This is a genomic window from Ruegeria sp. CL5, assembly GCF_056536485.1.
In genome coordinates this window covers 87,078-112,281 of the sequence record NZ_JBQFPS010000012.1, presented here as the reverse complement: position 1 = coordinate 112,281, position 25,204 = coordinate 87,078, and the positions used below count along the sequence as shown (strand labels likewise).

General features: G+C 56.2%; 26 protein-coding genes and 1 tRNA gene. 15 read left to right on the top strand and 12 right to left on the bottom strand.

Annotation, left to right across the window (positions count from 1 at the left end; translation table 11 throughout):
• The first annotated feature begins 2 nt into the window (after positions 1–2).
• From ACR0IU_RS18490 to ACR0IU_RS18455, 8 genes are all read left to right on the top strand, one after another.
• Complete coding sequence (locus tag ACR0IU_RS18490; RefSeq protein WP_480717279.1) at positions 3–1,316, top strand: replication-associated recombination protein A; 1,314 nt, start codon at positions 3–5, stop codon at positions 1,314–1,316.
• Between the two features lie 104 nt (positions 1,317–1,420).
• Positions 1,421–2,464 (top strand): RluA family pseudouridine synthase, encoded by a 1,044-nt coding sequence (locus ACR0IU_RS18485; RefSeq protein ID WP_170478221.1) that lies wholly within the window; start codon positions 1,421–1,423, stop codon positions 2,462–2,464.
• Positions 2,461–3,132: an HAD-IA family hydrolase gene (locus ACR0IU_RS18480; RefSeq protein ID WP_480717278.1), complete on the top strand. Its 672-nt coding sequence runs from the start codon at positions 2,461–2,463 to the stop codon at positions 3,130–3,132. Before ACR0IU_RS18485 ends, ACR0IU_RS18480 begins: the two co-directional genes overlap by 4 nt.
• Before the next feature lie 5 nt (positions 3,133–3,137).
• Positions 3,138–3,845 (top strand): ATP12 family chaperone protein, encoded by a 708-nt coding sequence (locus ACR0IU_RS18475; RefSeq protein ID WP_480717277.1) that lies wholly within the window; start codon positions 3,138–3,140, stop codon positions 3,843–3,845.
• Between the two features lie 207 nt (positions 3,846–4,052).
• Entirely contained in the window at positions 4,053–5,072 is a 1,020-nt protein-coding gene (locus ACR0IU_RS18470; protein WP_010437135.1) for an amino acid ABC transporter substrate-binding protein, read from the top strand.
• A gap of 123 nt (positions 5,073–5,195) precedes the next feature.
• Complete coding sequence (locus ACR0IU_RS18465; protein WP_170478212.1) at positions 5,196–6,428, top strand: amino acid ABC transporter permease; 1,233 nt, start codon at positions 5,196–5,198, stop codon at positions 6,426–6,428.
• Positions 6,429–6,431: 3 nt separating this feature from the next.
• A complete protein-coding gene (locus ACR0IU_RS18460; protein ID WP_170544300.1) occupies positions 6,432–7,730 on the top strand; it encodes an amino acid ABC transporter permease in 1,299 nt (432 codons plus the stop codon).
• A 12-nt stretch (positions 7,731–7,742) separates the two neighbouring features.
• The gene (locus ACR0IU_RS18455) at positions 7,743–8,534 is read left to right on the top strand and encodes an amino acid ABC transporter ATP-binding protein (RefSeq protein WP_029621560.1); all 792 of its coding nucleotides are present in this window, start codon (positions 7,743–7,745) and stop codon (positions 8,532–8,534) included.
• A 45-nt stretch (positions 8,535–8,579) separates the two neighbouring features.
• Here the strand turns inward: ACR0IU_RS18455 and ACR0IU_RS18450 are convergent, their stop codons facing one another.
• The 12 genes from ACR0IU_RS18450 to rpmH all read right to left on the bottom strand — a co-directional run bounded on the left by ACR0IU_RS18450 (position 8,580) and on the right by rpmH (position 18,181).
• Entirely contained in the window at positions 8,580–9,077 is a 498-nt protein-coding gene (locus ACR0IU_RS18450; RefSeq protein ID WP_480717276.1) for a SixA phosphatase family protein, read from the bottom strand.
• A complete protein-coding gene (locus ACR0IU_RS18445; RefSeq protein WP_480717275.1) occupies positions 9,074–9,787 on the bottom strand; it encodes a ferredoxin in 714 nt (237 codons plus the stop codon). Before ACR0IU_RS18445 ends, ACR0IU_RS18450 begins: the two co-directional genes overlap by 4 nt.
• Positions 9,724–10,518: a sterol desaturase family protein gene (locus ACR0IU_RS18440; RefSeq protein ID WP_480652358.1), complete on the bottom strand. Its 795-nt coding sequence runs from the start codon at positions 10,516–10,518 to the stop codon at positions 9,724–9,726. Before ACR0IU_RS18440 ends, ACR0IU_RS18445 begins: the two co-directional genes overlap by 64 nt.
• A gap of 57 nt (positions 10,519–10,575) precedes the next feature.
• A complete protein-coding gene (argB, locus tag ACR0IU_RS18435; RefSeq protein WP_480717274.1) occupies positions 10,576–11,439 on the bottom strand; it encodes an acetylglutamate kinase in 864 nt (287 codons plus the stop codon).
• Between the two features lie 60 nt (positions 11,440–11,499).
• The gene (yihA, locus tag ACR0IU_RS18430) at positions 11,500–12,153 is read right to left on the bottom strand and encodes a ribosome biogenesis GTP-binding protein YihA/YsxC (RefSeq protein ID WP_480717273.1); all 654 of its coding nucleotides are present in this window, start codon (positions 12,151–12,153) and stop codon (positions 11,500–11,502) included.
• Positions 12,150–12,887 (bottom strand): MOSC domain-containing protein, encoded by a 738-nt coding sequence (locus ACR0IU_RS18425; RefSeq protein ID WP_319546266.1) that lies wholly within the window; start codon positions 12,885–12,887, stop codon positions 12,150–12,152. The genes yihA and ACR0IU_RS18425 overlap by 4 nt, the downstream gene beginning before the upstream one ends.
• Positions 12,884–14,707, bottom strand: a complete 1,824-nt coding sequence (gene yidC, locus ACR0IU_RS18420; protein ID WP_480717272.1) for a membrane protein insertase YidC — start codon at positions 14,705–14,707, stop codon at positions 12,884–12,886. The genes ACR0IU_RS18425 and yidC overlap by 4 nt, the downstream gene beginning before the upstream one ends.
• Positions 14,708–14,833: 126 nt before the next feature.
• Complete coding sequence (locus ACR0IU_RS18415) at positions 14,834–16,375, bottom strand: EAL domain-containing protein (RefSeq protein WP_480717271.1); 1,542 nt, start codon at positions 16,373–16,375, stop codon at positions 14,834–14,836.
• Positions 16,376–16,445: 70 nt separating this feature from the next.
• Entirely contained in the window at positions 16,446–17,330 is an 885-nt protein-coding gene (ttcA, locus tag ACR0IU_RS18410) for a tRNA 2-thiocytidine(32) synthetase TtcA (protein ID WP_010437165.1), read from the bottom strand.
• 44 nt (positions 17,331–17,374) lie between these two features.
• Positions 17,375–17,602 carry a membrane protein insertion efficiency factor YidD gene (gene yidD, locus ACR0IU_RS18405; protein WP_010437166.1) on the bottom strand — a complete coding sequence of 76 codons (228 nt, stop codon included), beginning with the start codon at positions 17,600–17,602 and terminating at the stop codon, positions 17,375–17,377.
• On the bottom strand, positions 17,599–18,021 hold the full coding sequence (gene rnpA / locus ACR0IU_RS18400; RefSeq protein WP_480717270.1) for a ribonuclease P protein component: 423 nt from the start codon (positions 18,019–18,021) through the stop codon (positions 17,599–17,601). The genes yidD and rnpA overlap by 4 nt, the downstream gene beginning before the upstream one ends.
• 25 nt (positions 18,022–18,046) lie before the next feature.
• Positions 18,047–18,181: a 50S ribosomal protein L34 gene (gene rpmH / locus ACR0IU_RS18395; protein WP_005980833.1), complete on the bottom strand. Its 135-nt coding sequence runs from the start codon at positions 18,179–18,181 to the stop codon at positions 18,047–18,049.
• A 297-nt stretch (positions 18,182–18,478) separates the two neighbouring features.
• Here rpmH and ACR0IU_RS18390 point away from each other — a divergent pair, with 297 nt between their 5' ends.
• From ACR0IU_RS18390 to ACR0IU_RS18360, 7 genes are all read left to right on the top strand, one after another.
• Positions 18,479–19,210: a TVP38/TMEM64 family protein gene (locus ACR0IU_RS18390; RefSeq protein ID WP_480717269.1), complete on the top strand. Its 732-nt coding sequence runs from the start codon at positions 18,479–18,481 to the stop codon at positions 19,208–19,210.
• A gap of 3 nt (positions 19,211–19,213) precedes the next feature.
• Complete coding sequence (locus ACR0IU_RS18385) at positions 19,214–20,632, top strand: dihydrolipoyl dehydrogenase family protein (RefSeq protein ID WP_480717268.1); 1,419 nt, start codon at positions 19,214–19,216, stop codon at positions 20,630–20,632.
• 18 nt (positions 20,633–20,650) lie between these two features.
• The gene (locus ACR0IU_RS18380; RefSeq protein ID WP_260024326.1) at positions 20,651–22,033 is read left to right on the top strand and encodes a sensor histidine kinase; all 1,383 of its coding nucleotides are present in this window, start codon (positions 20,651–20,653) and stop codon (positions 22,031–22,033) included.
• Positions 22,034–22,097: 64 nt separating this feature from the next.
• A tRNA-Arg gene (locus ACR0IU_RS18375) sits at positions 22,098–22,174 on the top strand.
• A 148-nt stretch (positions 22,175–22,322) separates the two neighbouring features.
• A complete protein-coding gene (locus ACR0IU_RS18370; RefSeq protein ID WP_480717267.1) occupies positions 22,323–23,501 on the top strand; it encodes a tyrosine-type recombinase/integrase in 1,179 nt (392 codons plus the stop codon).
• Positions 23,494–24,402, top strand: a complete 909-nt coding sequence (locus ACR0IU_RS18365) for a hypothetical protein (RefSeq protein WP_480717266.1) — start codon at positions 23,494–23,496, stop codon at positions 24,400–24,402. The genes ACR0IU_RS18370 and ACR0IU_RS18365 overlap by 8 nt, the downstream gene beginning before the upstream one ends.
• A gap of 191 nt (positions 24,403–24,593) precedes the next feature.
• Positions 24,594–24,803: a MerR family transcriptional regulator gene (locus tag ACR0IU_RS18360; RefSeq protein ID WP_058272409.1), complete on the top strand. Its 210-nt coding sequence runs from the start codon at positions 24,594–24,596 to the stop codon at positions 24,801–24,803.
• The last annotated feature ends 401 nt before the right edge of the window (positions 24,804–25,204 follow it).

The following is a 25,204-nucleotide window of genomic DNA, read 5'->3' as shown; positions in this document are numbered from 1 at the left end:
CCGTGAATGATCTGTTTGATACAGGGTCGAGCGAACCCACGGCTTCGCCGCACAGACCGCTAGCAGATCGGTTGCGTCCGCAATCCTTATCCGAGGTGATCGGGCAGGAACAAGTGTTGGGCCAGGATGCTCCGTTGGGAGTGATGCTGGCTTCTGGAAGCCTGTCGAGCCTGATCTTTTGGGGGCCTCCGGGCGTAGGTAAGACGACAATTGCCCGGTTGCTCGCGCAGGAAACTGATCTGCATTTCGTACAGATCAGTGCTATCTTTACCGGTGTTCCGGATCTGAAGAAGGTGTTCGAAGCCGCCAAGATCCGCCGTCAGAACGGGCAGGGCACTTTGCTGTTCGTTGACGAAATCCATCGCTTCAACAAAGCCCAACAGGACGGGTTTCTGCCGCATATGGAAGACGGCACGATCCTTCTGGTCGGCGCGACCACCGAAAACCCGTCCTTCGAATTGAACGCAGCGGTGCTCAGCCGATCTCAGGTGCTGGTGCTGGAACGTCTCAGCCTCGCTGATCTTGAACGCTTGACCCAACGGGCCGAGAAAGAGCTGGACCGTGCCTTGCCCCTAACCCCTTCGGCGCGCGAAGCGCTGCAGGAAATGGCGGATGGCGACGGGCGCGCGCTGTTGAACCTGATCGAACAGGTTGCCGCCTGGACCGTGGAAACCGCTCTGGATCCTGATGCGCTGTCGACGCGTCTGATGCGACGGGCAGCGAAATACGATAAATCAGGGGACGAGCACTACAACCTTATTTCGGCCCTGCACAAATCGGTGCGCGGCTCGGATCCCGACGCGGCGCTCTATTGGTTCGCGCGGATGCTGACAGGGGGTGAAGACCCGCGCTATCTGGCACGCCGGATCACGCGGATGGCGGTCGAGGATATCGGGCTGGCCGATCCGCAGGCGCAATCAATCTGTCTTCATAGCTGGGAAACCTACGAACGGCTGGGCTCGCCCGAGGGCGAATTGGCACTGGCACAAGCGTTGGTGTATCTGGCGCTCGCTCCAAAATCGAACGGGGCTTATGTGGGGTACAAGGCAGCGATGCGGTTGGCAAAACAATCGGGCAGTGAACCGCCGCCCAAACATATTCTTAACGCACCGACATCGCTGATGAAGGATCAGGGATATGGGGCAGGTTACGCCTATGACCACGATGCCGAAGATGGGTTCTCGGGTCAGAACTATTTCCCGGATGATATGAAGCGCCCGGTTCTCTATCAGCCGGTCGAGCGCGGTTTTGAGCGAGAACTAAAAAAACGGTTGGAGTACTTTGCCAAACTGAGAACGCAGCGCAATCCGGGCTAGGCTTGACTCTGCACCCGATGCGCGCGACAGACGCGCATGATTTCTAAGGCACTGAAACAAGCACAATCCGGGCGGATCAGCCGCGCGGAAAAAGGGGCAATGGCATGAGCGGCGTACAGGTGATCACCGTAGCTGAGGGCGATGGCGAACAGCGGTTGGATCGTTGGCTGCGCCGGCTGTTTCCCCATGTCAGCCAAGGCCGGATCGAGAAGATGTGTCGCAAGGGTGAGCTGCGCGTTGATGGCGGGCGGGTCAAAGCCGCGACTCGATTGGAGGTCGGGCAGTCCGTGCGTGTGCCCCCGCTACCGGATGCGGACCATAAGCCAGCAGTCGTAAAGCACCGTGTCTCGGACGCCGACGCAAAGATGATCCAGTCTTGCGTGATCTATAAGGACGATCACGTGCTGGCGCTGAACAAACCACATGGGCTGCCGGTGCAGGGCGGAAGCGGTCAGACGCGCCATGTGGACAGCCTGTCAGAAGCGTTGCGCTTTGGGTACGATGAGAACCCGCGCCTTGTGCATCGGTTGGATAAGGACACATCTGGGGTGCTGTTGATGGCCCGCACGCGCGAAGCCGCCAAGGGGCTGACCGCAGCGTTCCGGCATCGCAACACCCAAAAGATTTATTGGGCGCTCGTTGCAGGGGTGCCGACGCCATATCTGGGTGAGATCAAGACCGGTCTGGTCAAGGCTCCGGGGCATGGCAAACAGGGCGAAGGCGAGAAGATGATCGCTGTTCATCCGAGCGAAGTGAACGATACGCCTGGCGCAAAACGCGCGCATACGCTCTATGCCACGCTCTACCGTGTGGCGGGCCGGGCCGCATGGGTTGCAATGGAGCCGGTAACCGGCCGGACACATCAACTGCGTGCGCATATGGCAGCGATCGGCCACCCTATCATCGGAGATGGAAAATACGGTGGCTCGGGGCAGGAAAACCTCGGCGATGGTTGGGGGGCTCAGCTGGGCGGCATCATCAGCAAGAAACTTCACCTGCACGCCCGCAGTCTGTCATTTGAGCATCCGGAAACACGAAAACCCATCACGATTACAGCCCCATTGCCAGACCACATGAAGCACAGTTGGGATACGCTCGGCTGGACCGAGGATCTGGCATCCGACGATCCATTCGAGCAGCTGCGATGAGTGCGCCCTTACGGTTGGTTCTGTTCGACGTGGATGGCACGCTTGTCGACAGTCAGGGCGCCATCGTTTCGGCGATGACTGCCAGCTTTCAGGCACAGTCTTTGCCAGTGCCGCGCCGAAACGCAATCCTATCCATCGTTGGCTTGTCTCTGCCTCATGCGATGGCACGTCTTGCGCCGGATCAGTCCGATCTGGCGCAGAACGCGCTGGTTGATGGCTACAAACAGGCCTATCACGCGCAACGGTTAGAGCAGGGCGCAGCCAGCTCGCCGCTTTATCCAGGCGCTCGGGAAGTAATTCAGGCACTCCATGAAATGCCCGAGGTGCTGCTGGGGGTTGCGACCGGAAAATCCAAGCGCGGACTGGATGCGCTGTTAGAGGCGCATGGGTTGGAGCAATATTTCATCACTCGGCAGGTGGCCGATCATCACCCCTCAAAACCGCATCCATCGATGATCGAAACGGCGCTGGCCGAAACCGGCGTGGGGGCCGCTCATTCGGCCATGGTGGGCGATACCAGTTTTGACATGGAAATGGCTGCTGCCGCGCAGGTCGCTGGGATCGGAGTAAGCTGGGGATACCATGATCGATTAGCCCTAGGCACTGCCCAATACGTGATCGAGAGCTTCGAAGAATTGCCAATTACACTGGCCAACATCTGGGACTGAAAAATATGAGCGACTGGAAACCAAAACGCTTCTGGACCTCAGGCGCGGTCGTTGAGATCGACAACGGTTACACGGTTGAGCTGGATGGTCGTCGTGTCAAGACGCCGGTAAAAGCAGCGCTGGTTCTTCCCACGCATGCCATGGCGCAGGCCATTGCCGATGAATGGGATGCGCAGGAAAAAGAGGTCGATCCCACCACGATGCCTTTCACCCGTTCGGCCAACGCGGCGATCGACAAGGTGCAGCATCAGCATGGTGAGGTTGCTGATATGCTAGCAGATTATGGCGATTCGGATTTGTTGTGCTATCGGGCGACTCACCCCGAGGCTTTGCAAAACCGGCAGGCAAACGATTGGGACCCTGCTTTGGATTGGGCTGCCGACGCGCTGGGCGCACGTTTAATTTCGCGCGTGGGCGTGGTGCATCAACCGCAAGACACAGAAACGCTGCAAACGTTGCGCAACCGGGTACACGCGCTCAATGCCTTTCAATTGGCGGCGTTTCACGATCTTGTCAGTCTGTCCGGATCATTGATTCTTGGATTTGCTGCGGCTTTGGATTGGCGAGCGCCAGATGAGATCTGGTATATTTCCCGATTGGATGAGCTGTGGCAGATCGAACAGTGGGGTCATGATGACGAGGCAAACGCTGCAGCCGAAGTAAAAAAAGCAGCGTTTTTGCATGCCAAGCGTTTCTACGACATCTCGATCTGAGACTTTTTGAGCTCAAATCGTGATTTTGGGCCCCTTTTTGCCCAAATTGATCAATCGTTTTCCCTGATCCAGCCCTTGACGTTTGTTGATGAATACGCCCAAACTCGGGCCACTAAAGGGGAGACACCTTTTGGGTAACCTTTCTGGCGCGTATAGTGCTGGATCGAACCGTCCCATAAAGGGATGGAAAATCAGGAAGAGGTAAAAATGAAAAAATCCGTAATCTTGGGCATGGCAACCATTGCCGGCCTGGCTGCTGGCGCAGCTGCGGCGGGAACTGTTGACGATGTCAAAGCACGCGGCAAGCTGAACTGCGGTGTGACCACCGGTCTGGTCGGCTTTGCTGCACCCGACGCGAATGGCGAATGGCAGGGCTTTGACGTCTCACTGTGCCGTGCTGTTGCAGCCGCTGTACTGGGCGATGCAAGCGCTGTTGAATTTGTTCCGACCACCGGCAAGACTCGCTTTACCGCGCTGGCTTCGGGTGAGATCGACATGCTGGCTCGTAACACCACTTGGACATTCAGCCGCGACGTAGACCTGAAGTTCGAATTCGTCGGCGTGAACTACTACGACGGTCAGGGCTTTATGGTTCCCAAAGCGCTGGGCGTAAGCTCGGCCAAGGAACTGGACGGCGCAACCGTGTGCATCCAGACCGGCACCACAACCGAGCTGAACCTGGCGGACTTCTTCCGCTCGAACAACATCAGCTATGAGCCGGTTCCGATCGAAACCAACGCCGAAGCACAGCAGCAGTATCTAGCTGGCGCATGTGACGTTTACACCACCGACGCATCGGGCCTGGCTGCTACTCGCGCCACGTTCGAAAACCCTGGTGACCACGTCCTGCTGCCCGAAATCATCTCGAAAGAGCCTCTGGGCCCGCTGGTCCGTCACGGCGATCACGAGTGGGGCGACGTTGTCCGCTGGACTCTGAACGCTCTGGTTTCGGCTGAAGAGCTGGGCGTGACCTCGGCCAATATCGATGAGCTGAGCGCCGGCGCAGGTGACAACCCCGAAGTGAACCGTCTGCTGGGTACCGAAGGTACTCTGGGCGAAATGCTGGGTCTGGACGCTGACTGGGCTGCCAAGGCGATTAAAGCTGGTGGTAACTATGGCGAAGTCTTCGCCAAGAACATCGGTGAAGAAACTCCGATTGGTCTGGCTCGCGGCCTGAACGCACAGTGGACCGAAGGTGGCCTGCTGTATTCGCCGCCGTTCCGCTAAAATCCATTGGAAAGGGCGCAGGGCAACCTGCGCCCTTTTCTCATCAGAATGCTACGAGTTGCTCAAGAGTGGGGAGAACCCCGCCGACAATGAAGCGCTCGAAAAGCACGGGGATTCCTAAATATGTCAACTATGACTGACCCACCGAAAGCTGACTTTCGGTTGTCTATGCTCATAAACGACACCCGCTATCGCTCACTGACATTTCAGGTGATTGCGGCCGTCGTTATTGCGCTTTCCATCTGGTATCTTGGCAACAACCTGATCCAGAACCTCAGGGCCGCCGGCCTCAACATTTCCTACACATTTCTGGGCGACCCTTCGGGGTACGACATTAACCAGCGTTTGATTGAATATGACAGCCAGTCTTCGCATGGGCGCGCCGCTATTGTTGGAATTCTCAATACGCTGCTTGTCGCTGTTCTTGCCTGTGTTACAGCCACGGTGTTTGGTGTGATAGCGGGCGTATTGCGCCTGTCGAATAACTGGCTCGTGTCAAAGTTGATGGCCGTCTATGTCGAGATCTTCCGGAACATCCCGGTCCTGATCTGGATCATCATCATCTTCACAATCATGACGGCAGTATTGCCAGGGCCCAGAGCCTTCCGCGGCGATAACCCAACATCCAGCATGTTGTTTGACTTGTTCGCTTTCACCAACCGTGGTGTGTATATCCCGCGTCCGGAATTCGCCAATGGCTTGTTCAGCGCCACAATTTTGAATTGGGTTGTGGTGATCGTGTTTTTGGTCGGTTCTTGGTTTGCGTCTCGCGAAATTGAAAAACGCGCCACGCTGAAGCAGGAACAAACTGGTGAGCGTCCGAAAACCGGCCTTGTGAAACTGGCCGTTTGGCTGGTGCCTTTTGCGCTGCTGATGGCGGTGATGGGTCTGACTTGGAACATTCCCGAGCTGAAGGGCTTTAACTTCAGCGGTGGTATCAAAATCGGTGGCCCGCTGATCGCTTTGTGGTTTGCCTTGTCGATTTATACCGGTGCCTTCATCGCGGAAAACGTTCGCGCGGGTATTCAGGCGATCTCGAAAGGTCAAACCGAAGCTGCAGCTGCACTGGGTTTGCGCCCCGGGCGGATCATGAATCTGGTGATCCTGCCGCAAGCGCTGCGGGTGATCATCCCGCCGCTGATTTCGCAGTATCTGAACATCACCAAGAACTCGTCGCTGGCGATTGCCGTGGGCTATGCGGATATCACTGCAACGTTGGGTGGCATCACGCTGAACCAGACCGGTCGTGCGATCGAGTGTGTTCTGTTGCTGATGCTGTTCTATCTGACCGCTTCGCTGCTGATCTCAATGGTGATGAACGTCTACAACGCATCCGTCAAGTTGAAGGAGCGCTGAGCCATGGCTGATCAAACAACAAACCCGATCGCCTTTGTGGCCGATGGCACCATTCCTCCGTCGCCACCACCAGCGAACCAGACGGGTATTGTGAAGTGGTTGCGAGAGAATCTTTTCTCAGGCGCAACCAATACAATCCTGACTGTCCTGTCGCTGATGTTGATCTATGTGCTTCTGAAGAACACGTTGCCATGGATCCTGAATGGAGTGTGGAACGCGAACTCGCTTGCGGAATGCCGAGAGATTCTCGCCGGTAAAACAGGTGCGTGTTTCGCGGTTCTGACCGAACGCTGGCCTCAGCTTATCTACGGGTTCAAATACCCTACCGATGCGTATTGGCGGCCTAATCTGGCATTCGTACTGATGCTAGCGGCGGTTGCACCGGTCCTGTTCTTCGACCTACCGCGCAAACTCCTGATCTTTACAGCCCTCTATCCCTTTATTGCCTTCTGGCTGATATGGGGTGGCACGATCTTGGTACCCTTTGTCGCCCTACTTGGCTGCGTTGCTGCGGGTGCTGTCTTTCAGAAGCTCGGGAAGAACAGTTTTGCCGCTGGATTCTTCGGGGCCATTATCGTTGCCTTGATCGTCTGGAAGCTTGGCGGTGCGTTGATCCCAGAGGATGCGTCCGAGGGGGCGTGGCTTTCCGCTGTTCCCAGCCGCGATCTAGGTGGCTTCATGCTCAACATGATGCTGGGCTTGGCCTGCGTATCGTTGTCTGTCCCGTTAGGGATCGCACTTGCGCTGGGCCGTCAGTCGAACATGCCGCTGATCAAGTGGGTCTGCGTCATCTTCATCGAATTCATCCGTGGTGTGCCTCTGATCACACTGCTGTTTGTGGCTTCGGTGATGCTGTCGTATTTCTTCCCGCCTGACAGCACGGTCGACCTGTTCCTGCGCGTTGTGATCATGATCACCATGTTCTCGGCCGCCTATATTGCCGAGGTGATCCGCGGTGGTCTGGCAGCGCTTCCACGTGGACAGTACGAGGCAGCAGACAGTCTTGGTTTGGATTACCCGCAGGCGATGCGGCTTATCATCCTGCCGCAGGCATTGAAGATATCGATCCCCGGTATCGTGAACGTGGCCGTGGGCCTGTTCAAGGACACCACACTGGTTTCGGTCATCTCAATGTTCGATCTGGTGGGCATGATCCGGGGTCCCATCCTGGCGTCGACCGAATGGAACGGCGTCTATTGGGAGCTTCTGGGCTTTGCCGCGCTTCTGTTCTTCGTCGTCTGCTACGGCATCTCTCAATATTCCCAGTGGCTCGAGCGTCGCCTTGCCACGGATCATCATTAAGGAGTTCAACATATGTCTGAACTTGCAATTGACCGCGAAATCGACCGCACCAAGATGCAGGTGAGCGACGAGGTCGCCATCGAAATCAACAACATGAACAAGTGGTACGGATCCTTCCACGTACTGCGCGATATCAATCTGACCGTCAATCAGGGCGAGCGGATCGTGATCGCGGGGCCGTCCGGGTCGGGTAAGTCCACCCTGATCCGCTGCCTGAACGCGCTGGAAGAGCACCAGCAAGGCACGATTGTCGTGGATGGGACGGAACTTTCGAATGACCTCAAGAACATCGACAAGATCCGGTCCGAAGTTGGCATGGTGTTCCAGCACTTCAACCTGTTCCCGCATCTGACCATTCTGGAAAACTGCACGCTGGCCCCGATCTGGGTACGTAAAACGCCCAAGAAAGAGGCAGAAGAACGCGCGATGCATTTCCTGGAAAAGGTGAAAATCCCGGATCAGGCGCTGAAATATCCCGGCCAGCTTTCGGGTGGTCAGCAGCAGCGTGTGGCGATTGCCCGCTCGCTCTGCATGATGCCGCGGATCATGTTGTTTGATGAACCGACATCGGCGTTGGACCCCGAGATGATCAAAGAAGTGCTCGACACCATGATAGAACTGGCCGAGGAAGGCATGACCATGCTGTGTGTGACCCACGAGATGGGTTTTGCACGTCAGGTTGCCAACCGTGTGATCTTTATGGACGCAGGCCAGATCGTGGAACAGAACGAACCGGAAGAGTTCTTCAATAACCCTCAGAGCGAGCGGACCAAACTGTTCCTAAGCCAAATTCTGGGTCATTGAACCGAGACCAGAAGATCAGAAAGGCGGGGTTTACCCCGCCTTTTATTATTCCAGCAATTCGCGTGGGATTTTAAATCCAAGGACTTCACCACTTCCCCAACGAACCGAAGCCCAATCTGGTGCTTCAAAGTGGATGACTGTCGTTGCGCCAGTCGGATAATCGTAGAATCGCGGATGGTTCGGGGCTTGGCGTACTAATCGATGTGCAAACTCTGCAATACCGGGATTATGGCCTAGAATGAGCACGGTCTTTGCCGAAGCCGACGAAAGCGCCTCAAACATTTGATCGGGCCCGGCAAGGTAGAGGCCGGGGGTAAAGGACAGCTTTGATGCGCTTAGCCCCAACCGGTTCCATGTCTCCCGCGTGCGTTGTGCTGTTGAGCTGATGACTTCATCTGGTAGCCAACCATTGCTTTGTAACCAGCGGCCGATCGCAGGAGCCGACCTTCGTCCGCGTTTGTTTAGTGGCCGGTCGTGATCTTGGACAAATGGATCTTGCCAACTGGATTTCGCATGGCGGGTCAGAATCAGAGTTCGGGTCATGATCGAAAAAAGGCGTTCATGTGATGCGCCGACTGTTCGGGTTGACGCTCGGCACCTGCGCTGACAGGGCAGGCGCGCCGCGCGATACACCCATCGTTCAGGCAGTCTTGTCCAGATTCAGTACCCAGATATCCTTTGCAGGCGGCCACATCGTAGAAGCTGTGCGTATTCAGCGCTTCTACTGGACAGGTGGTTGCGCAAGGGGCGGGGCATTCAATACATGGGGATTCCTGTAAGTTGTGCGGGATCGTAAATTCCCCAGTGAAATGCAAAGCGCCACGGAATGAAATCATCATTCCCACAGTATCGTGCACCAGTGCCCCTACTGGGCTGCTGAACGTGCGCCCGGAGTTTAGTGCCCAATCAATGAATGGCGCGTACGGTGGGCCGCCAAATGGATAGTGTGCTGCGGCTGACAGGTCCTGTGCCAGTTCGCCAATAACTCGCTTTGACCACCGGTCTACAGGATCGGGTTGACCATCCTTCCACTCAGGCGATGCAGTCAGAGTTGGCCAGAACGCTCCTGCCGTCCCCAGCAGGATCAATGTCCCGCCGCCCAATTGTTTGGCTCCCGACACGCGCGGATGTTGTGCACCCATAACTATCAGCCCAAGCTGAGTGGCTGCTCGTTCGACATTGGTGTAGGTCATCGACGGCGGAACGGCAGAGCCAGGCTCCAGCCCAGTTTTGTTGGTCGATCGTCCTGCCATTCCAATCCCACGCTCATTTGTTCGTGCCCGTCCCGAGGTTGTGCGATGTAAGTCCCCAGCATCCGATCCCAGATAGACAGTGCAAAGCCATAATTGCTGTCATGCTCTGTTCGGAATACCGAATGATGTACGCGATGCATATCGGGTGTCACAAGAACCCTACGTACCACAGCGTCAACGGCAAGGGGGAGCTTCAAGTTTGAATGATTGAACAACGCTGTGCCATTAAGAAGGATCTCGAACAGGATCACAGCCAGGGCGCTGGCGCCGAGCAGATAGATTAGCCCGATTTTCAGGATCATGGACAACGCGATTTCAACAGGGTGAAAGCGGACTGCAGTAGTGACGTCCATGTCTCGGTCGGCGTGATGCACACGATGTAGCCGCCAAAGGATTGGCACCTTGTGGGTAATCAGATGCTGTAGCCAGATTGCAAAGTCCAGAATCAGCACACAAAAAATAAGCTCAACCCACCCTGGCCAGGCGAGCCAATTAAAAACGCCCAATCCATTTTTCCCGGCATCAATGGCAGCGCCAACTGCCAATAAGGGCAACCCAATCGCCATAGTCCTGAGCATCAGTGTGTTCAAAACAGTGATTGATAGATTGGTTAGCCACCGATTTTTTCGCGGACAGGTTCGTAAGCGTTTTGGCGCAATTGTCTCTGCTGCCGCAAACACAACAAACAGAGCAAGAAACACGCTCAGACGAAATAGGGGCTCGTTCTCCATACATTCAACATCGGGCATGTTAATGCCCGGTGCAAGATGTCGAAGATCACTATGGCGTTAATCCGGGCGGATCAGGGATCCGGCACCGTGTTCCGTAAACAGTTCGAGTAACACCGCATTTGGCGCGCGCCCGTCCAGTATTACCACAGCCCGAACACCGCTATGAAGTGCGTCCAGCGCGGTTTCTGTTTTGGGGATCATTCCACCCGCGATAGTGCCTTCCAGCGTCATCTCACGGATCTGACCGGCTTTCAGTTCGGTCACGACCTCTCCGGCGGCATTCTTGACGCCTGAAACATCAGTGAGCAGCAGAAGGCGATCTGCTTTAAGTGCCGAGGCAATCGCGCCAGCCGCGGTATCGCCGTTGACGTTGAACGTTTCACCATTCTGGCCCGCACCAAGCGGGGCAATCACGGGGATCACGTCATGTGAGAACAGGTCATGCAGAACCTTTGGGTTCATCTTGGACGGTGAGCCCACAAATCCCAGCGATGGATCGGTCTGATCGCAAATCATCAGGTTTGCATCCTTGCCCGACAAACCCACAGCCGAGCCGCCCTGACCGTTGATCGCCTGTACGATACGCTTGTTTACAAGGCCGGACAGAACCATCTCGACCACCTCAACAGTGGCTTTGTCGGTCACACGCTTGCCGCCGACAAATTCCGACTGGATGTCCAGCTTGCCCAGCATGGCGTTGATCATAGGACCGCCGCCATGCACTATGACGGGGTTTACACCGACTTGCCGCATCAGAACAACGTCGCGCGCAAAGCTTTCCATCGCCTCGTCGCTGCCCATGGCGTGTCCACCCAGCTTGATAACAACGATGGCCCCGTCATAGCGCTGCAGGTAGGGCAGGGCGCTGTTCAAGGTGGCTGCGGTGGCGATCCAATCCCGATTCATATCTCTTGTCTTCATGGCTGAGGTCCCTTTGGGCACCCGTGTTAGGGTCTTTGAACGGTGCTGCCAAGAGCCAAGCTATTCCAGATGCGCGATGATCGAGCGCAGGGTGGGAATTCCGTCGCCTTTCTCGGATGATGTTAACACGATCTCGGGGAAGGCTGCGGGGTGTTTGGCAAGCGCACTGCGTATCTGCTGCAGCACTTTCTCGCGGTCGTTGGATTTTACCTTGTCGGCTTTGGTCAGAACGCATTGAAACGTGACAGCGCTGGTGTCCAGCAGCTTCATAATCTCTGCGTCGACCGGCTTTACCCCGTGGCGCGAGTCGATCAGCACAAAGGCGCGGCGCAGGGTTTGACGGCCGCTGAGATATTTTTTCAGCAACCGCTGCCACTTTTCGACGACCTTGACCGGCGCATTGGCGTAACCATATCCCGGCAGGTCAACCAAATAGAGCTCAGGTCCTTGAGTGAAAAAGTTGATCTCTTGTGTGCGGCCCGGCGTGTTTGATGCACGCGCCAGCCCTTTGGTCCCAGTCAGCGCGTTGATTAAGCTGGACTTGCCCACGTTTGAGCGCCCTGCGAAGCAGACTTCCAGCCGGTCAGGTGCGGGCAGGCCGTCCATGGCGACCACGCCTTTGACGAACTCGGATGGTCCGGCAAACAGTTTGCGCCCGGTTTCTGTTGCGAATGCGTCAGGGGATTCGGCCAATGGAAAACGAAGAGCGGTCACAGTACCTGTACCTCGTCGCCGGGGCGGATGCTGCCGCCTTGCAGAACCTCAGCGTAGACCCCGAAATCCTGATGATTCCAATTGCCGAGCGCGCCCAGCGTATCGGCATCGCGTTCACCCGTCTCGGGGTTGGCCGTCGTGGCCAAACAACGCGTTATGCGTTCACGGATGTGAAAGATCACCTCGCCAATTCGTATATTGCGGCCCAGCCAGTCGAATTCCTCCCACAGTGGCAGGCCATCGAACCAGATGTTGCCACGCCAACGTGCAATCGAAAGATCACGGCCCAATTTCTGCTCGACCGCACGGTGCGAGGCCATATTGCACAGGCTGATCGATGGGAAATCGCTATCGGTCATCCCGCGACCGGGAACGCGGATGATGCGGGCCGAGGCGGCCCGGTCTGTCGGCATCAGTGGCCTTACCCAGTCCAGAAATTTATCTTGTTGCGTGTCGGGCTCAAAACTCAGATCGGGGCGGTTGGGATGGCGCAGCGTGACCGTGTCACCCTGTAGATGCGCTGAGATTGCCATCAACTGAGGCGCCTTCGCGCCGCGGCTGAAATTGTTGCAGGGTACCCATTCCGACCCATCCGCTTTGGACGCCTCATGCGCAACCGCCCAAATACGATCCCCGGGCATGGTCTGCCCGGGGGTCATGGTGATGTGATCAAGGCTTTCGCGCCCGTGACTTTTTATCGGGTGCCGCCACAAAGCGGTTACTGTTCCGCTCATTTGTCATCCGTCTTTGGGGTGCGCTTGAAGCCAGACTTGATGTTTCCGAATACGTCAGGTTTGTAGCCTTGACTGCGCATGATCAGATATTGCTGGGTGAATGTGATCGTGTTGTTCGCAATCCAGTAGACCACCAGCCCGCTGGCAAAGCTGCCCAGCATGAACATGAACACCCAAGGCATCCAGGCAAAGATCATCGCCTGTGTCGCATCGGTTGGTGCCGGGTTCAGCTTTTGCTGCAGCCACATCGAGATACCCAGCAACAGCGGCAGGATGCCGATGAAGATCAGCGCCATGAACGTTTCCGGTTGTGGGCCAGCCCAGGGCAACAGGCCGAACAGGTTCATGATCGAGGTCGGATCCGGCGCGCTGAGGTCCTGGAACGGGCCAAACCAGGGGGCTTGGCGCAGTTCGATGGTGACGAAGATCACCTTGTATAGCGAGAAGAAGATCGGAATCTGCATCAGGATTGGTAAACAGCCAGCGGCCGGGTTTACCTTTTCCTTCTTGTAAAGCTCCATCATGCCTTGCTGCATCTTCTGGCGGTCGTCGCCTGCGGCTTCTTTCAACGCCTCCATCTGCGGCTGCAGTTCCTTCATTTTCGCCATCGAGACGTAGGATTTGAAGGCCAGCGGGAAGAGGATTGCCTTGACGATCAAGGTCAGGCCGATGATGGACCAGCCCATATTGCCGAACAGAGCATTGATGTTGTGCAGCAGCCAGAAGATCGGCTTGGTCAGAAAGAAGAACCAGCCCCAGTCGATGCTGTCGATGAATTTCTGCACGCCTTCAGCCTGATATTCACGAATGGCTTCCCATTCCTTGGCACCGGCGAACAGGCGGGTTGTGACCTCGGCGGTTTCACCTGGGGTGACAGTCAGTGTCGGCAGGACCGTCTCGGTCTGATAAATTTTGCGGCGCGAGTCGTATTTGGCGGCTGCTTTGAAAGCTGACCCGGGTTCGGGGATCAGTGTAGTCATCCAGTAATGGTCGGTGAATCCGATCCATCCATCTTCCTTGACCTGATAGACCTCGGCCTGGGCCCTCTCATTCGGGTCGATATCGAAATCGCGGACATCGCCATAATCGACCTCGGACAGTGTGCCATCCGACATGCCAATCACGCCTTCATGCAAGATGAAGAAATTCTTCAGGCCCGGAAGATCGCCATCTTCGCCAATACCGTGCCGGGCGAGAATGCCATAAGGGGCCATGCCCACCTCGGACTGGGTCGCGTTTTCGACCGATTGGGTCACGGTGAACATGTAGTCCTGATCGACCGAGATGATCCGGCGGAAGGTCAGGCCATTGCCATTGTCCCAGGCAAGCGTGATGGGGCTGTCTACACCTAGTTTCTCTCCCTGCTCCAATGTCCATAGCGTATTGGGGCCGGGAACGTCCGCACCTGCCAGGCCTGCGCCTGGGGCCCAACCATAAATGGCGTAATATGCTGATTCCGACCCGACCGGAGACAGCAATTCGACAATGGGTGCTCCTTCTTCGGTCGAAACCTTGTAGTCTTTCAAGAACAGCTCATCGATCCGCCCGCCCGACAGGGACAGGCTACCCTCCAGGCGGGGCGTGTCGATTTGCACCCTAGGGGCTTGTTCCTCTGGCAGCGTCTCTTCGGTGGTTGCGGTTGCTTCACCAACAGTGCTGGTGGCACTGGGGGTCTGCACCTCGTCCCCTTCAAGGGCGGCAATTTCAGCCTCTTCCTGTGTCACCGATGGTTCGGGCGGTGGAAACAGGACGAACCAGACAAGGATCACCAAAAAGCTGAGCGCGGTTGCAAGGATGAGGTTCTTATTCTGATCGTCCATCGGGGACAGCCACCTTGAGCAGTGAAACACACCCGGTGGGTTCAACAGAGTGCAGCCCCAAAGGTCAAGCGGAATCGCCTCATAAATCGCCGCAGTAACGGATTTGGCGCAATGAAATGACCGATTTCATCCCATATTGCCACCGATCCTGGGCGCGCTTTTAAGCTGATTACGATGGGCAGTGATCCATTGCATCGTCTGTTCGAACGGCATCGGTTTGGCAATTCCGAACCCCTGCACGTGATTGCTGCCCAACTGTGCCATCAATGCGTGCTCACCCGGGGTTTCGACACCTTCCGCAAGAGTCTCAAGATTCAACCTTTCAGCCATCGTCAGAATCGCGCTGACAAGCTGCTGCTGACTGGGATCCTGGTCGGATTTTGCCACAAAGGTCCGGTCGATCTTGATACGCGAAACGTTAAATCGTTTGATTGACGCGATCGAGGCATGACCAGTTCCAAAATCATCCAGATCGATACAACACCCAAGAGTCGCCATGCCTGTCACGTTTCTCGTTATCACGTCATCGGGTCGGCGCGAGAACACGGTTTCCAGAATCTCGACCGCTAATCTGTCTGGTGTCAGTTCAAACTGATCCAGTTCCCACTTCAATCGATCAATCAGGTTGGGATTGCGAAGTTCATCAGACGAGAAATTGATACCTATCCGAGGAATGATCGCATCGGCGCTATCCCAAGTGCGCAGGGCCTCGAAGGCGTGGTGGCGCATGACCTGACCCAACCGCTCCATCAGTTCGGCTTGTTCTGCGAAGGGCAAGAATACCTGAGGGCCAAGCACACCTTTGCCAGGATGCTCCCACCGTACAAGCGCTTCGAACCCGGTAATATTGCCGGTGTCAGTGGACACTTGAGGCTGGAACCAGGGCCGGATTTCCCCATTGTCCAATGCAGCCTCGAACTCTTTGCGCAAGTTGGCTCGAACCAGAGATCGCCGGCGGGTTGCCGTTGAAAAGGCGCGGATTGTCGAAGGCCCGCTTCTCTGGGCCTCGGCAAGGGCAGCCGTGGCGGCCCCTATCCATTCATCAGCTTCAGCCTGGTGCAGATCCGACAGTAGACAAAACCCGATCGAGCAGGACTGATACACGCCAACTCCGTTTAAAAAGAGCGGTTCTTCGACGGCGCTTTGCAGGCGGCCTGACATTTGAATGCAGGCTTCGAGATCCAGATGCGGTGAGGGATTAAGACCAATCAAAAACCGATTTTGGTCAATCTCGCAAAAGATGTCATGATTGCGAATGATCGAAAGAACGCGATCGCGGAATTGCTGTTTTGCATGATCGGCTGCGGCCTGCCCGTGCAGATTCAAAAGGTCGGCAAAATCGTCCAGAGCTATTGCGATGCAGGCGGCATTCTCGCCTTTGCTACGCGCTGTCTCATTCAAAATCTGCAGTTCGGATTGAAAAACATCATGAGTCACCAGGCCGCTGGGGCGCATTCCCGCGCTATGGGCGGTGTAGGACCGGCTGCCCCATATTCCGGTTGCGGCAAACATAAGCGGCAGGCCAAGCGCCGCCATGAATAGGGCACGTTCACCACCCAACCAGAACGCCGCCAGGCAGATGGCTGGCAAAAAGGCCAGGACCTGTGGTCCGGTCAGGATAACTCGCAACAGATCGAGACATTTATCAACAGAGAGAAATTTCCGCATCGGTTTTACGGCCTTTGGCTTGGGCAAGGATCGCGCAGGCCAACCGTAGGAAATCTATCTGAGTCACTCGTTAACGCAACTTGGGAATTTCCGCCGAATTTTCGTCGTTTTGAATCTGTCCGGTCGAAAGGTTCATAAAATCAAAAAGTTTCGGGTCAAGCAGGTGCGACGGTCTGGCATTTGTCAGTGCCCGGAACATCACCTGACGTCGCCCTGGCGCATTTTTTTCCCACTGGTCCAAAATCTGTTTGACCTGTTGGCGTTGCAGCCCGTCCTGGCTGCCGCACAAATCACATGGGATGATGGGATAGTTCATCGCCTTTGCAAATTTCTCGCAATCCGCCTCGGCCACATGGGCGAGGGGGCGATAGACAAACAGATCCCCCTCTTCATTGACCAGTTTGGGCGGCATGGTCGCAAGACGGCCCCCGTGGAACAGGTTCATGAAAAAGGTCTCAAGAATATCGTCGCGGTGATGGCCCAGCACGACTGCTGAACACCCTTCTTCGCGCGCGATGCGATAGAGGTTGCCCCGCCGTAAACGCGAGCACAGTGCGCAATAGGTGCGGCCCTGGGGGACCTTATCCACCACAATCGAATAAGTATCCTGATATTCGATCCGATGCGGCACTCCCATGCGTTCGAGGAACTCGGGAAGAACAGTGGCCGGGAAACCCGGCTGACCCTGATCCAAATTACAGGCCAGCAAATCGACTGGCAGCAGCCCGCGCCATTTTAGTTCGTGGAGCACTGCCAGAAGGGTATAGCTATCCTTGCCGCCCGACAGACAAACCAACCACCGGGGCGTTTTTCCATCATTGGTACGGTCCACCATCCCGTATTGATCAATGGCCTCACGCGTCTGACGCACAATGCGTTTGCGCAGTTTCTTGAACTCGGTGGTCGAGGGCGCCCCGGCAAAGAGCGGATGGATATCGTCAGCTTCGTCGAACATGGGGCGGGCCTATCGCAGTTGAGTGAACCGGGCAAGGGTGAGCGTTATTCGTCGTCGGGAACCGGATCATATCCATCGCTGCCCCATGGATGGCAGCGTCCAATGCGCCGCGCAGCCAGCCATGTGCCCTTGATGGGGCCATGTTTTTCCAGCGCCTCCAGCGCGTAGGCCGAACAGGTTGGTTGGTACCGGCAATTGAAACCAACCCAAGGGCTGAAGATCAGCCGATAGGCCCGGATCGGCAGGGCGAGGATATGGGCAAACAGGGTCATTTGCCGCCATGCACTTTGCGCAGGGCAAAGCGCAGATCATCTTTCAGTGCCTCAAAGGGCCGGGCGGCAGTGACCTCGGCACGGCCGATTAGGACGTAATCCCACCCTTCGCGTCCCTGAATGGGAAGAACTGCCCGCGCGGCCTCGCGCAATCGGCGCTTGGCGCGGTTGCGGGCCACGGCGTTGCCGACTTTCTTGGAACAGGTAAATCCGACGCGAATACCCGTCGCTTCATCCGCGCCGCGTTTTCGCGCTTGCACCATCATCGAGGCGGTGCCATGCCGTTTCGCCCGCGCTGCTTTAAGAAAATCAGAGCGATTCTGCAGAACAGTCAAAGTTTCGTGCGCGCAAACGGACGCCGCCGGGGGCTTGACCCTCGGCTGGTTTGTACCATCCTCAGGGGCCTCCGGCGGCGTCATGTTCATAACCTGATCAGTGAGCGGTTTACGCGCTCAGCGATTTGCGGCCACGTGCGCGGCGCGCGTTCAGGATTTTGCGGCCGGCTTTGGTAGCCATGCGCGCGCGGAAACCGTGGCGGCGTTTGCGAACCAGGTTCGAAGGCTGATAGGTGCGTTTCATCGCTCCGTCTCCAATCTATAGCGGTCGGGTGCGGCGCGGATTCGCCTGGCCCTAGTGTTCGAAGCCCGTCCTCTACTGGGTCACGGGAGTTAAGTCAAACCCCTAGGTGGGGGTTTCGCCGCCTTTTGCAACAATTCTGTAACCGGCACCAGCAAAAGGTTTCAAGTCGCAGGTATTATTGCCCGAATTCGTCACATTCCGGGCTATAAACATCAACGCCGCGTGAGGTCCCTGTTGTGCGGGCCCAAGGCATCGCATGTTGGTGCCAGAATGAAACGCACCAAACCGGACACTGTAATGAGTGATACAACTCAGACCCCGCGCAGCGGACCTGCGCGTCATATCCCTTTGCTGGTGATTCTCGTCGTCGCTGCGGTGGGTTTCTTTACCTTGGGCGATTACCTGACGTTTGAGACCTTGCGCGACAACCGCGAGGCGCTTTTGGCGTGGCGGGATGCCAACTATTTGGCGATGGTTGCTGCCTTTATTGGCATTTACATCGTGATCGTGGCCTTCTCATTGCCCGGAGCTGCGGTGGCATCGATGACCGGGGGCTTCCTGTTTGGTCTCTTCGCCGGGACCGTGTTCAATGTTGTTGCAGCTACGATCGGGGCCTCAGCCATCTTCCTTGCAGCACGCTGGGGGTTGGGCGAGTCACTCACGGCGCGGCTGGAATCCTCGGAAGGGACGGTCAAGAAACTGAAAGACGGCCTGCGTGAGAATGAGATCTCGGTTCTCTTCCTGTTGCGCCTGGTGCCTGTGGTGCCGTTCTTCGTGGCCAATCTGGTGCCTGCATTGGTTGGCGTGAGATTTCGGAATTTCCTGATCACGACTGCGCTGGGCATTATCCCAGGCGGCATCGTCTATACTTGGATTGGCGTCGGGCTCGGGGGTGTATTTGACCGGGGTGAGACGCCGGATGTTTCGTTGCTGTGGGAGCCGTTTGTCATTGGGCCCATCATCGGCTTGTGTGTTCTGGCGGCGCTGCCGATTGTTATCAAATCCCTCCGTGGCCGAAAGGACGCCTGATCCATGCAAGAGATAAAGACCGATATCCTGGTGATCGGCGCCGGGTCGGGCGGATTGTCCGTTGCTGCCGGGGCCAGCCAGATGGGGGCGGATGTCGTCCTGCTGGAGGGGCACAAGATGGGAGGTGACTGCCTGAACTTTGGCTGCGTTCCTTCAAAGGCCCTGATTGCCAGCGGCAAGGCGGCCTATGCTCAGGCACACACCTCGGCCTATGGGGTCGCGGACGTGGTGCCGCAGGTCGGCTATGCCGCTGCAAAGGATCATGTGCATGACGTGATCGCTCAGATCGAACCGATGGACAGTCAGGAGCGTTTCGAGGGTTTTGGTGTCAAGGTAATCCGGGAATACGGTAGCTTTATATCGCCAACTCAGGTTCAGGCTGGCGATCACCTTATCACAGCCCGCCGCGTTGTTTTGGCCACCGGGTCTTCGCCGCTGGTGCCACCATTGCCGGGCTTGGATCAGGTCACCTATTTTACCAATGAGACTATCTTCGACCTGCGCGACAAGCCGGAGCATCTGCTGATCATCGGTGGCGGCCCGATCGGCATGGAAATGGCGCAGGCGCATATCCGTCTGGGCTGTAAGGTCACGGTGATAGAAGGCCTGAAGGCGCTGGGCAAAGACGACCCCGAAGCTGCAACCCTCGTGCTGGACAGCCTGAAGGCGGAAGACGTCGCGATTCATGAAAACGCCATGGTGGCTCAGATCAGAGACAATGCGGGCGCCATAGAGGTCGTGACCGAGAATGGAGAGATTCATGCTGGTTCACATTTGTTGCTTGCCGTTGGGCGCAAGGCCAACGTTGATCGCCTAAATCTTGAAGCTGCCGGGATTGAGCGTACTCGCACCGGTATCAAGGTCGACGACTCACTGCGAACTACCAACCGCAAGGTCTATGCTATCGGAGATGTCGCAGGTGGTCTGCAATTTACCCATGTGGCAGGCTATCAGGCGGGGGTTATCATTCGCTCAGCCCTGTTCGGGTTACCGTCAAAAGCGAAGACAGCACATATCCCCTGGGCGACATATACCGACCCGGAACTGGCACAGGTGGGGCTTAGCGAAGCGCAAGCGCGTGCCCAACACGGAGACGCGGTGGAAATTGCCCGTTTCGATTATCACCATAATGACCGGGCGATTTCCGAACGGAAAACGAAAGGCTTTATCAAGGTGATGGTAGTTAAAGGTCGCCCCGTCGGTGCAACAATCGTAGGGCACCAAGCCGGTGAACTGATCAACTTGTGGTCGCTGGCGCTCGCAAATAACCTAAAGATGGGTCAGATCGCTGCCATGGTCTCGCCCTATCCGACGATCGGAGAGCTTAACAAACGGGTGGCGGGTGCCTATTTCACGCCAAGGCTGTTTGAGAATCAAACGGTTAAGAAAGTGGTCAGATTCGTCCAGCGCTGGATTCCCTGACCTAAGGAGGAGCGCAAAGTGAACTCGCTGTCGGGCCGATTTCTGATCCTGACGACGGTCTTCGTGATGTTGGCCGAAGTTCTGATCTTTGTGCCATCGATCGCGCGCTTTCGTGAAGATTTCTTGCTGAATCGGCTCGAGCGTGCCCAGATCGCTTCGCTGGCGTTGCTGGCTGATGATATGCTGGCCGACGAGCTTGAGGCAGAACTGCTGGTCAATGCGGGCGTTTACAACGTCGTGCTGCGCCGCGACGAAGTACGCCAGCTCATGCTGTCTTCACCCATCCCGGATCGGATCTCCAAAACCTTCGATCTGCGCGATGCCAGCGCCTGGGTGCTGATCCGCGACGCGACTCTGCGGCTGTTTACGCCCGAAAACGAGGTCATTCGCGTTCTAGGCGCGCCAGTTAAGGATGCTGGCCTGCTGATAGAAGTAACAATGGATAGCGACCCGTTACGAATGGCGATGACGGATTACGGGCTTCGCATTTTGGGCCTGTCCTTTGTGATTTCTATCATTACCGCCTCATTCCTGTTTCTTGCCGTGCGCGTGGTTCTGGTACGCCCGATCAAAAGTGTGGTCGGCTATATGCAACGCTACGCCAGCGCACCCGAGGACGCGCGCGGAATTATCTCACCCAATTCCAAGGTGACGGAACTGCGCGAAGCCGAAGAGGCATTGCAGATGCTTCAAACTGATCTGACACAAGCCTTGAAGCAACGCGAACGCCTGGCGCAATTGGGAGGTGCGGTGGCTAAGGTTAGTCATGATTTGCGCAACATTCTGACTTCGGCCCAGCTGTTTACCGACCGGATTGAGGCGAGTAATGACCCGCTGGTGGCTCGTATGGCGCCAAAACTTGTCAATTCGATCACCCGCGCCGTCTCATTATGCGAAAGCACACTGGCCTTTGGTCGCGCGGAGGAGCCCGCTCCGACACTGACCATGTTGCGCCTGCGAGAGATTGCTGAGGATGTTGCCACCAGCGAGAGGCTCGCGCTGGCGAATGCCTGTGTTGAGATCGTAAATGAAGTGCCCGAAGATCTTGTTGTCCGTGCTGACCCCGAGCAGATTTTCAGGGTCATTATGAACCTCGTACGCAATGCACGACAGGCGCTGTCTACTTCTGGAAAACCGGGTCGCATTTCTGTAAACGCCTCCGAGCAGGAAAAGGATTGGTGTATCGAAATCAGCGATACGGGCCCGGGTCTTCCGCCAAAAGCCCAAGAGAATCTGTTTACACCCTTTCAGGGGGGCGTGCGTAAAGGCGGCTCGGGTTTGGGATTGGCTATCTCACAAGAGTTGGTGCGCGGCCATGGCGGGGAGTTGTTTCTGAAAACCACCGGACCCGAGGGAACCACCTTTGAAATAAGGCTCCCACGCGGTGATATGACTTTTTGAAGTTTTTTTGAAGAATCGGCTTGCACGCCCGTGGCCTCAGGTCTAAATACCGCCTCACCAACGCGGACCGATAGCTCAGCTGGATAGAGTACTTGACTACGAATCAAGGGGTCGGGGGTTCGAATCCTCCTCGGTCCGCCACTTGGTGATCTCCTCAAATTATGATGAACCACACTAGGTTGTTTAAACCTTTGTGATTTATGGTTGTTGCAGCACTGGCGGGTTTCATTGGATTTCACCCGATTACACCAGTATACTTTCATTGAGTGGTATGTTTTGTGGTATTTTCATGGCTGCGCTCAGCGGAAAGCTGACAAAGAAGCTGGTAGAGAATCTTGGCCCGGGTCGGCATGGCGACGGTTCTGGACTTTATCTTGTTGTTGATCCATCGGGCGCACGGCGCTGGATTGTGCGCGTAACGGTCAAAGGACAGAAGAACCGCAAGGGCGCTCCGCTGCGTACGGATTTCGGGTTAGGTGGCGCTGATCTCGTCACACTAAACCAGGCTCGAGAAAGAGCCCTCGAATATCGACGCATGGCAAAGTCCGGGTTGAACCCTCGCTTCAACGCACAACGCGAAATCCCAACCTTCGAAGAACTCAGCAGGCAGGTTCACATTGACCGCCTGCCGACATGGAAGAATGCCAAGCACGGCCAGCAATGGCTCAACACCTTGCGCGACTATGCGTTTCCAAAGATCGGACGCATGCCAGTCGACAGCATTGATCAGCCCGAAGTGTTGATGTGCCTGTCCCCGATCTGGACCGAGAAACATGAAACCGCAAAGCGACTGTCGCAACGGATCAAGACAGTGCTCGACGTGGCAAAGTCCAAGGGCTTCCGCTCGGGCGAGAACCCGGTGACCGCGATCCGCGAAGGCAAGGTGCTGCCCACCGTCAAAGCCAAGGTCCAGCACCATGACGCGATGCCGTGGCAGGAGGTGCCCGCGTTCTATGCCGAGTTGCAGACACGCTCGGCCATGGCCGCCAAGGCGTTGCAGTTCACTATTCTGACCGCCTGCCGAACCTCAGAGGTGCTGGAGATGAAATGGCCCGAGGTCGACGTCGATGCGCGTCTGTGGACCATCCCGGCGGAGCGCATGAAGGGCGGACAGGTCCATCGTGTGCCTCTCACCGACGAAATGCTGGCCATTCTGGAGCCCCTGCGCGCGCTGGCCTCGGATTATGTGTTCGAGGGGCAAAGGCGGCACCAGCCTTTGTCGAACATGTCCATGCTGATGCTGCTGCGCCGGATGCGGCAGGATGGCGTTACCGTGCATGGCTTCCGCAGTTCGTTTCGGGATTGGGCGGCAGAGGCGGCGAACGCGCCGCGCGAACTGGCGGAGGCGGCTTTGGCCCATCAGGTTGGGTCCGATGTGGAGCGGGCGTATGCACGGTCAGATTTGTTGGAGCGTCGGCGCTCTCTTCTTGCCGAATGGAATTCATTTGTTGGAGGATTTGATGGTTAGCAACAACGAAGATCCACTGTTCTACTGGAAACTGTGTGACGAATTGTCAGTAGTTGACGCTGCCATACTAATAATTGGTGAAAACCCATCTCAGCATGTCGAGCTATGGGATCAAGAGGACAACGTCAGAATCTATGATGAGCATGGCGTGCCAAAGACCAAACAGCGCCAAGACTACGATGATTTGAAGCCTGCACTAAAGGCTCTGAGAGCCGCGATTTTAGGAAACCGTCTTCGCGCGAAAATTAGCTACCCGGCCCGTGGAGTTAAAAACTACTCGCCAGATTTAAGCATAATGGGAGAGCCGGTCTATCATACTGTCAAACTAGAACTGGACCCATATCAAGAAGAGCGAGTTGAATTCGATCATTTGGTAAGTTGTCAATCGGGCGAAGGCCGCCTGCATATAGGTGGGCCAATTCAGGTGGCCAGGGGCGCCGATGAGTTGTGGGTTTTCAAAGAGCCGAATTGGGAGCAGACAACTGTCGAGGTAGACGACCTAAAACGCTGGCTCAATGGTCGAGGCATTCGACCGCGTTTCTTCTTTCCAAACTCTTCTACAGGGGGCTTGGACGACAAAACCGGACCCAGGTACTCACCTAAACTGGCCTGTGCTGTGGCAGCTTGGCAGGCTGTTTTGAAACAACAGAAAAATAAAAGCGTTAAAGAAAGCCTTGCGATGTGGGTGCAAGCAAACGGTGTGCAATTCGGACTTGGCGATGAAACCGGTTTGGTTCCGAAAAAGGCGGTGGACGAAATCTCAACTGTAGCGAATTGGAATACCAAGGGAGGGGCCACGCCAACCTACATAGAGGATGAAACCGAATTCCCCGAAGCCGTGGATAATTTTGATAGTGCGATCCAAGGCAACGAAGACGACGGTTCCGAGATTCCGTTCTGAGTGATACGGTTCTGGCAGTGGTGGTCAGGTTTAAATTATTGTAATTTTGTAAAATTTTACAATTTCAAAAAGCTTTCACAGCAAACTGCGGTGTTAACTCGTTACAAGTTTTTCAAAGTTCGGCAGCTATTAGTGGGCCTGCCGGAAGGGCAAGTTAATGCCATCGCAACTGATCCAAGAGGATTTCAACGATGGCAAACGTCTTCAATGACGACCGGGTCTATTTCCCAGAAGACCCTGAAATGCAATTGCTGGGAAATCGCGAAAAGCTGGCTCAATGGCGCCACCGCATGTGTGGTCCGGCCTTTATCCGCATCGGTCGGCGGATCGCCTATCACGGCGCCGATCTGAACGCCTGGCTGGCGGCCCGGCGCACCGATCCCAACAACGAGGCTGCATAATGAAAAACCCCAACTCCAAGCGCGGAGATGGGGCTTTTCCAGTGACATCAACTGCCACCCTAGCAAGTCCAGTTGATGCCACAGGATGCCCCGCGCCGACAAGACAAAACGAGCGCCGGTACTACTGGTCGCCTTTGAGCCATTCGGTCGAACGGGTGATCGTACGGAAAGGACGGATCGAGCATGGCTGATATGTCCTTTTCCAAGTCGATTAATAACAACCTCGACAGGGGGCCAGACCCTGGCCCGCTTTCCTGAACTGATCATCGGGAAACCGCTGAGACCTACAGAGGCGAGCTGTTTCGCCATGGTGTTTACCGCGTTGCCGTCTGCCGGGATGGTATCCAATGGCTGTTTCAGCGCCAGAGACCGCAATTTCCGGCCGGGGGAGCGGCGTGGGA

Coding starts and splice junctions, on each gene's coding strand:
- ACR0IU_RS18485 (WP_170478221.1), top strand. CDS start 1,421: ATGAGCGGCGTACAGGTGATCACCGTAGCTGAGGGCGATGGCGAACAG.
- ACR0IU_RS18480 (WP_480717278.1), top strand. CDS start 2,461: ATGAGTGCGCCCTTACGGTTGGTTCTGTTCGACGTGGATGGCACGCTT.
- ACR0IU_RS18475 (WP_480717277.1), top strand. CDS start 3,138: ATGAGCGACTGGAAACCAAAACGCTTCTGGACCTCAGGCGCGGTCGTT.
- ACR0IU_RS18470 (WP_010437135.1), top strand. CDS start 4,053: ATGAAAAAATCCGTAATCTTGGGCATGGCAACCATTGCCGGCCTGGCT.
- ACR0IU_RS18465 (WP_170478212.1), top strand. CDS start 5,196: ATGTCAACTATGACTGACCCACCGAAAGCTGACTTTCGGTTGTCTATG.
- ACR0IU_RS18460 (WP_170544300.1), top strand. CDS start 6,432: ATGGCTGATCAAACAACAAACCCGATCGCCTTTGTGGCCGATGGCACC.
- ACR0IU_RS18455 (WP_029621560.1), top strand. CDS start 7,743: ATGTCTGAACTTGCAATTGACCGCGAAATCGACCGCACCAAGATGCAG.
- ACR0IU_RS18450 (WP_480717276.1), bottom strand. CDS start 9,077: ATGACCCGAACTCTGATTCTGACCCGCCATGCGAAATCCAGTTGGCAA.
- ACR0IU_RS18445 (WP_480717275.1), bottom strand. CDS start 9,787: ATGGCAGGACGATCGACCAACAAAACTGGGCTGGAGCCTGGCTCTGCC.
- ACR0IU_RS18440 (WP_480652358.1), bottom strand. CDS start 10,518: ATGGAGAACGAGCCCCTATTTCGTCTGAGCGTGTTTCTTGCTCTGTTT.
- argB (WP_480717274.1), bottom strand. CDS start 11,439: ATGAAGACAAGAGATATGAATCGGGATTGGATCGCCACCGCAGCCACC.
- ACR0IU_RS18425 (WP_319546266.1), bottom strand. CDS start 12,887: ATGAGCGGAACAGTAACCGCTTTGTGGCGGCACCCGATAAAAAGTCAC.
- yidC (WP_480717272.1), bottom strand. CDS start 14,707: ATGGACGATCAGAATAAGAACCTCATCCTTGCAACCGCGCTCAGCTTT.
- ACR0IU_RS18415 (WP_480717271.1), bottom strand. CDS start 16,375: ATGCGGAAATTTCTCTCTGTTGATAAATGTCTCGATCTGTTGCGAGTT.
- ttcA (WP_010437165.1), bottom strand. CDS start 17,330: ATGTTCGACGAAGCTGACGATATCCATCCGCTCTTTGCCGGGGCGCCC.
- yidD (WP_010437166.1), bottom strand. CDS start 17,602: ATGACCCTGTTTGCCCATATCCTCGCCCTGCCGATCCGGGCCTATCGG.
- rnpA (WP_480717270.1), bottom strand. CDS start 18,021: ATGACGCCGCCGGAGGCCCCTGAGGATGGTACAAACCAGCCGAGGGTC.
- rpmH (WP_005980833.1), bottom strand. CDS start 18,181: ATGAAACGCACCTATCAGCCTTCGAACCTGGTTCGCAAACGCCGCCAC.
- ACR0IU_RS18390 (WP_480717269.1), top strand. CDS start 18,479: ATGAGTGATACAACTCAGACCCCGCGCAGCGGACCTGCGCGTCATATC.
- ACR0IU_RS18385 (WP_480717268.1), top strand. CDS start 19,214: ATGCAAGAGATAAAGACCGATATCCTGGTGATCGGCGCCGGGTCGGGC.
- ACR0IU_RS18370 (WP_480717267.1), top strand. CDS start 22,323: ATGGCTGCGCTCAGCGGAAAGCTGACAAAGAAGCTGGTAGAGAATCTT.
- ACR0IU_RS18365 (WP_480717266.1), top strand. CDS start 23,494: ATGGTTAGCAACAACGAAGATCCACTGTTCTACTGGAAACTGTGTGAC.
- ACR0IU_RS18360 (WP_058272409.1), top strand. CDS start 24,594: ATGGCAAACGTCTTCAATGACGACCGGGTCTATTTCCCAGAAGACCCT.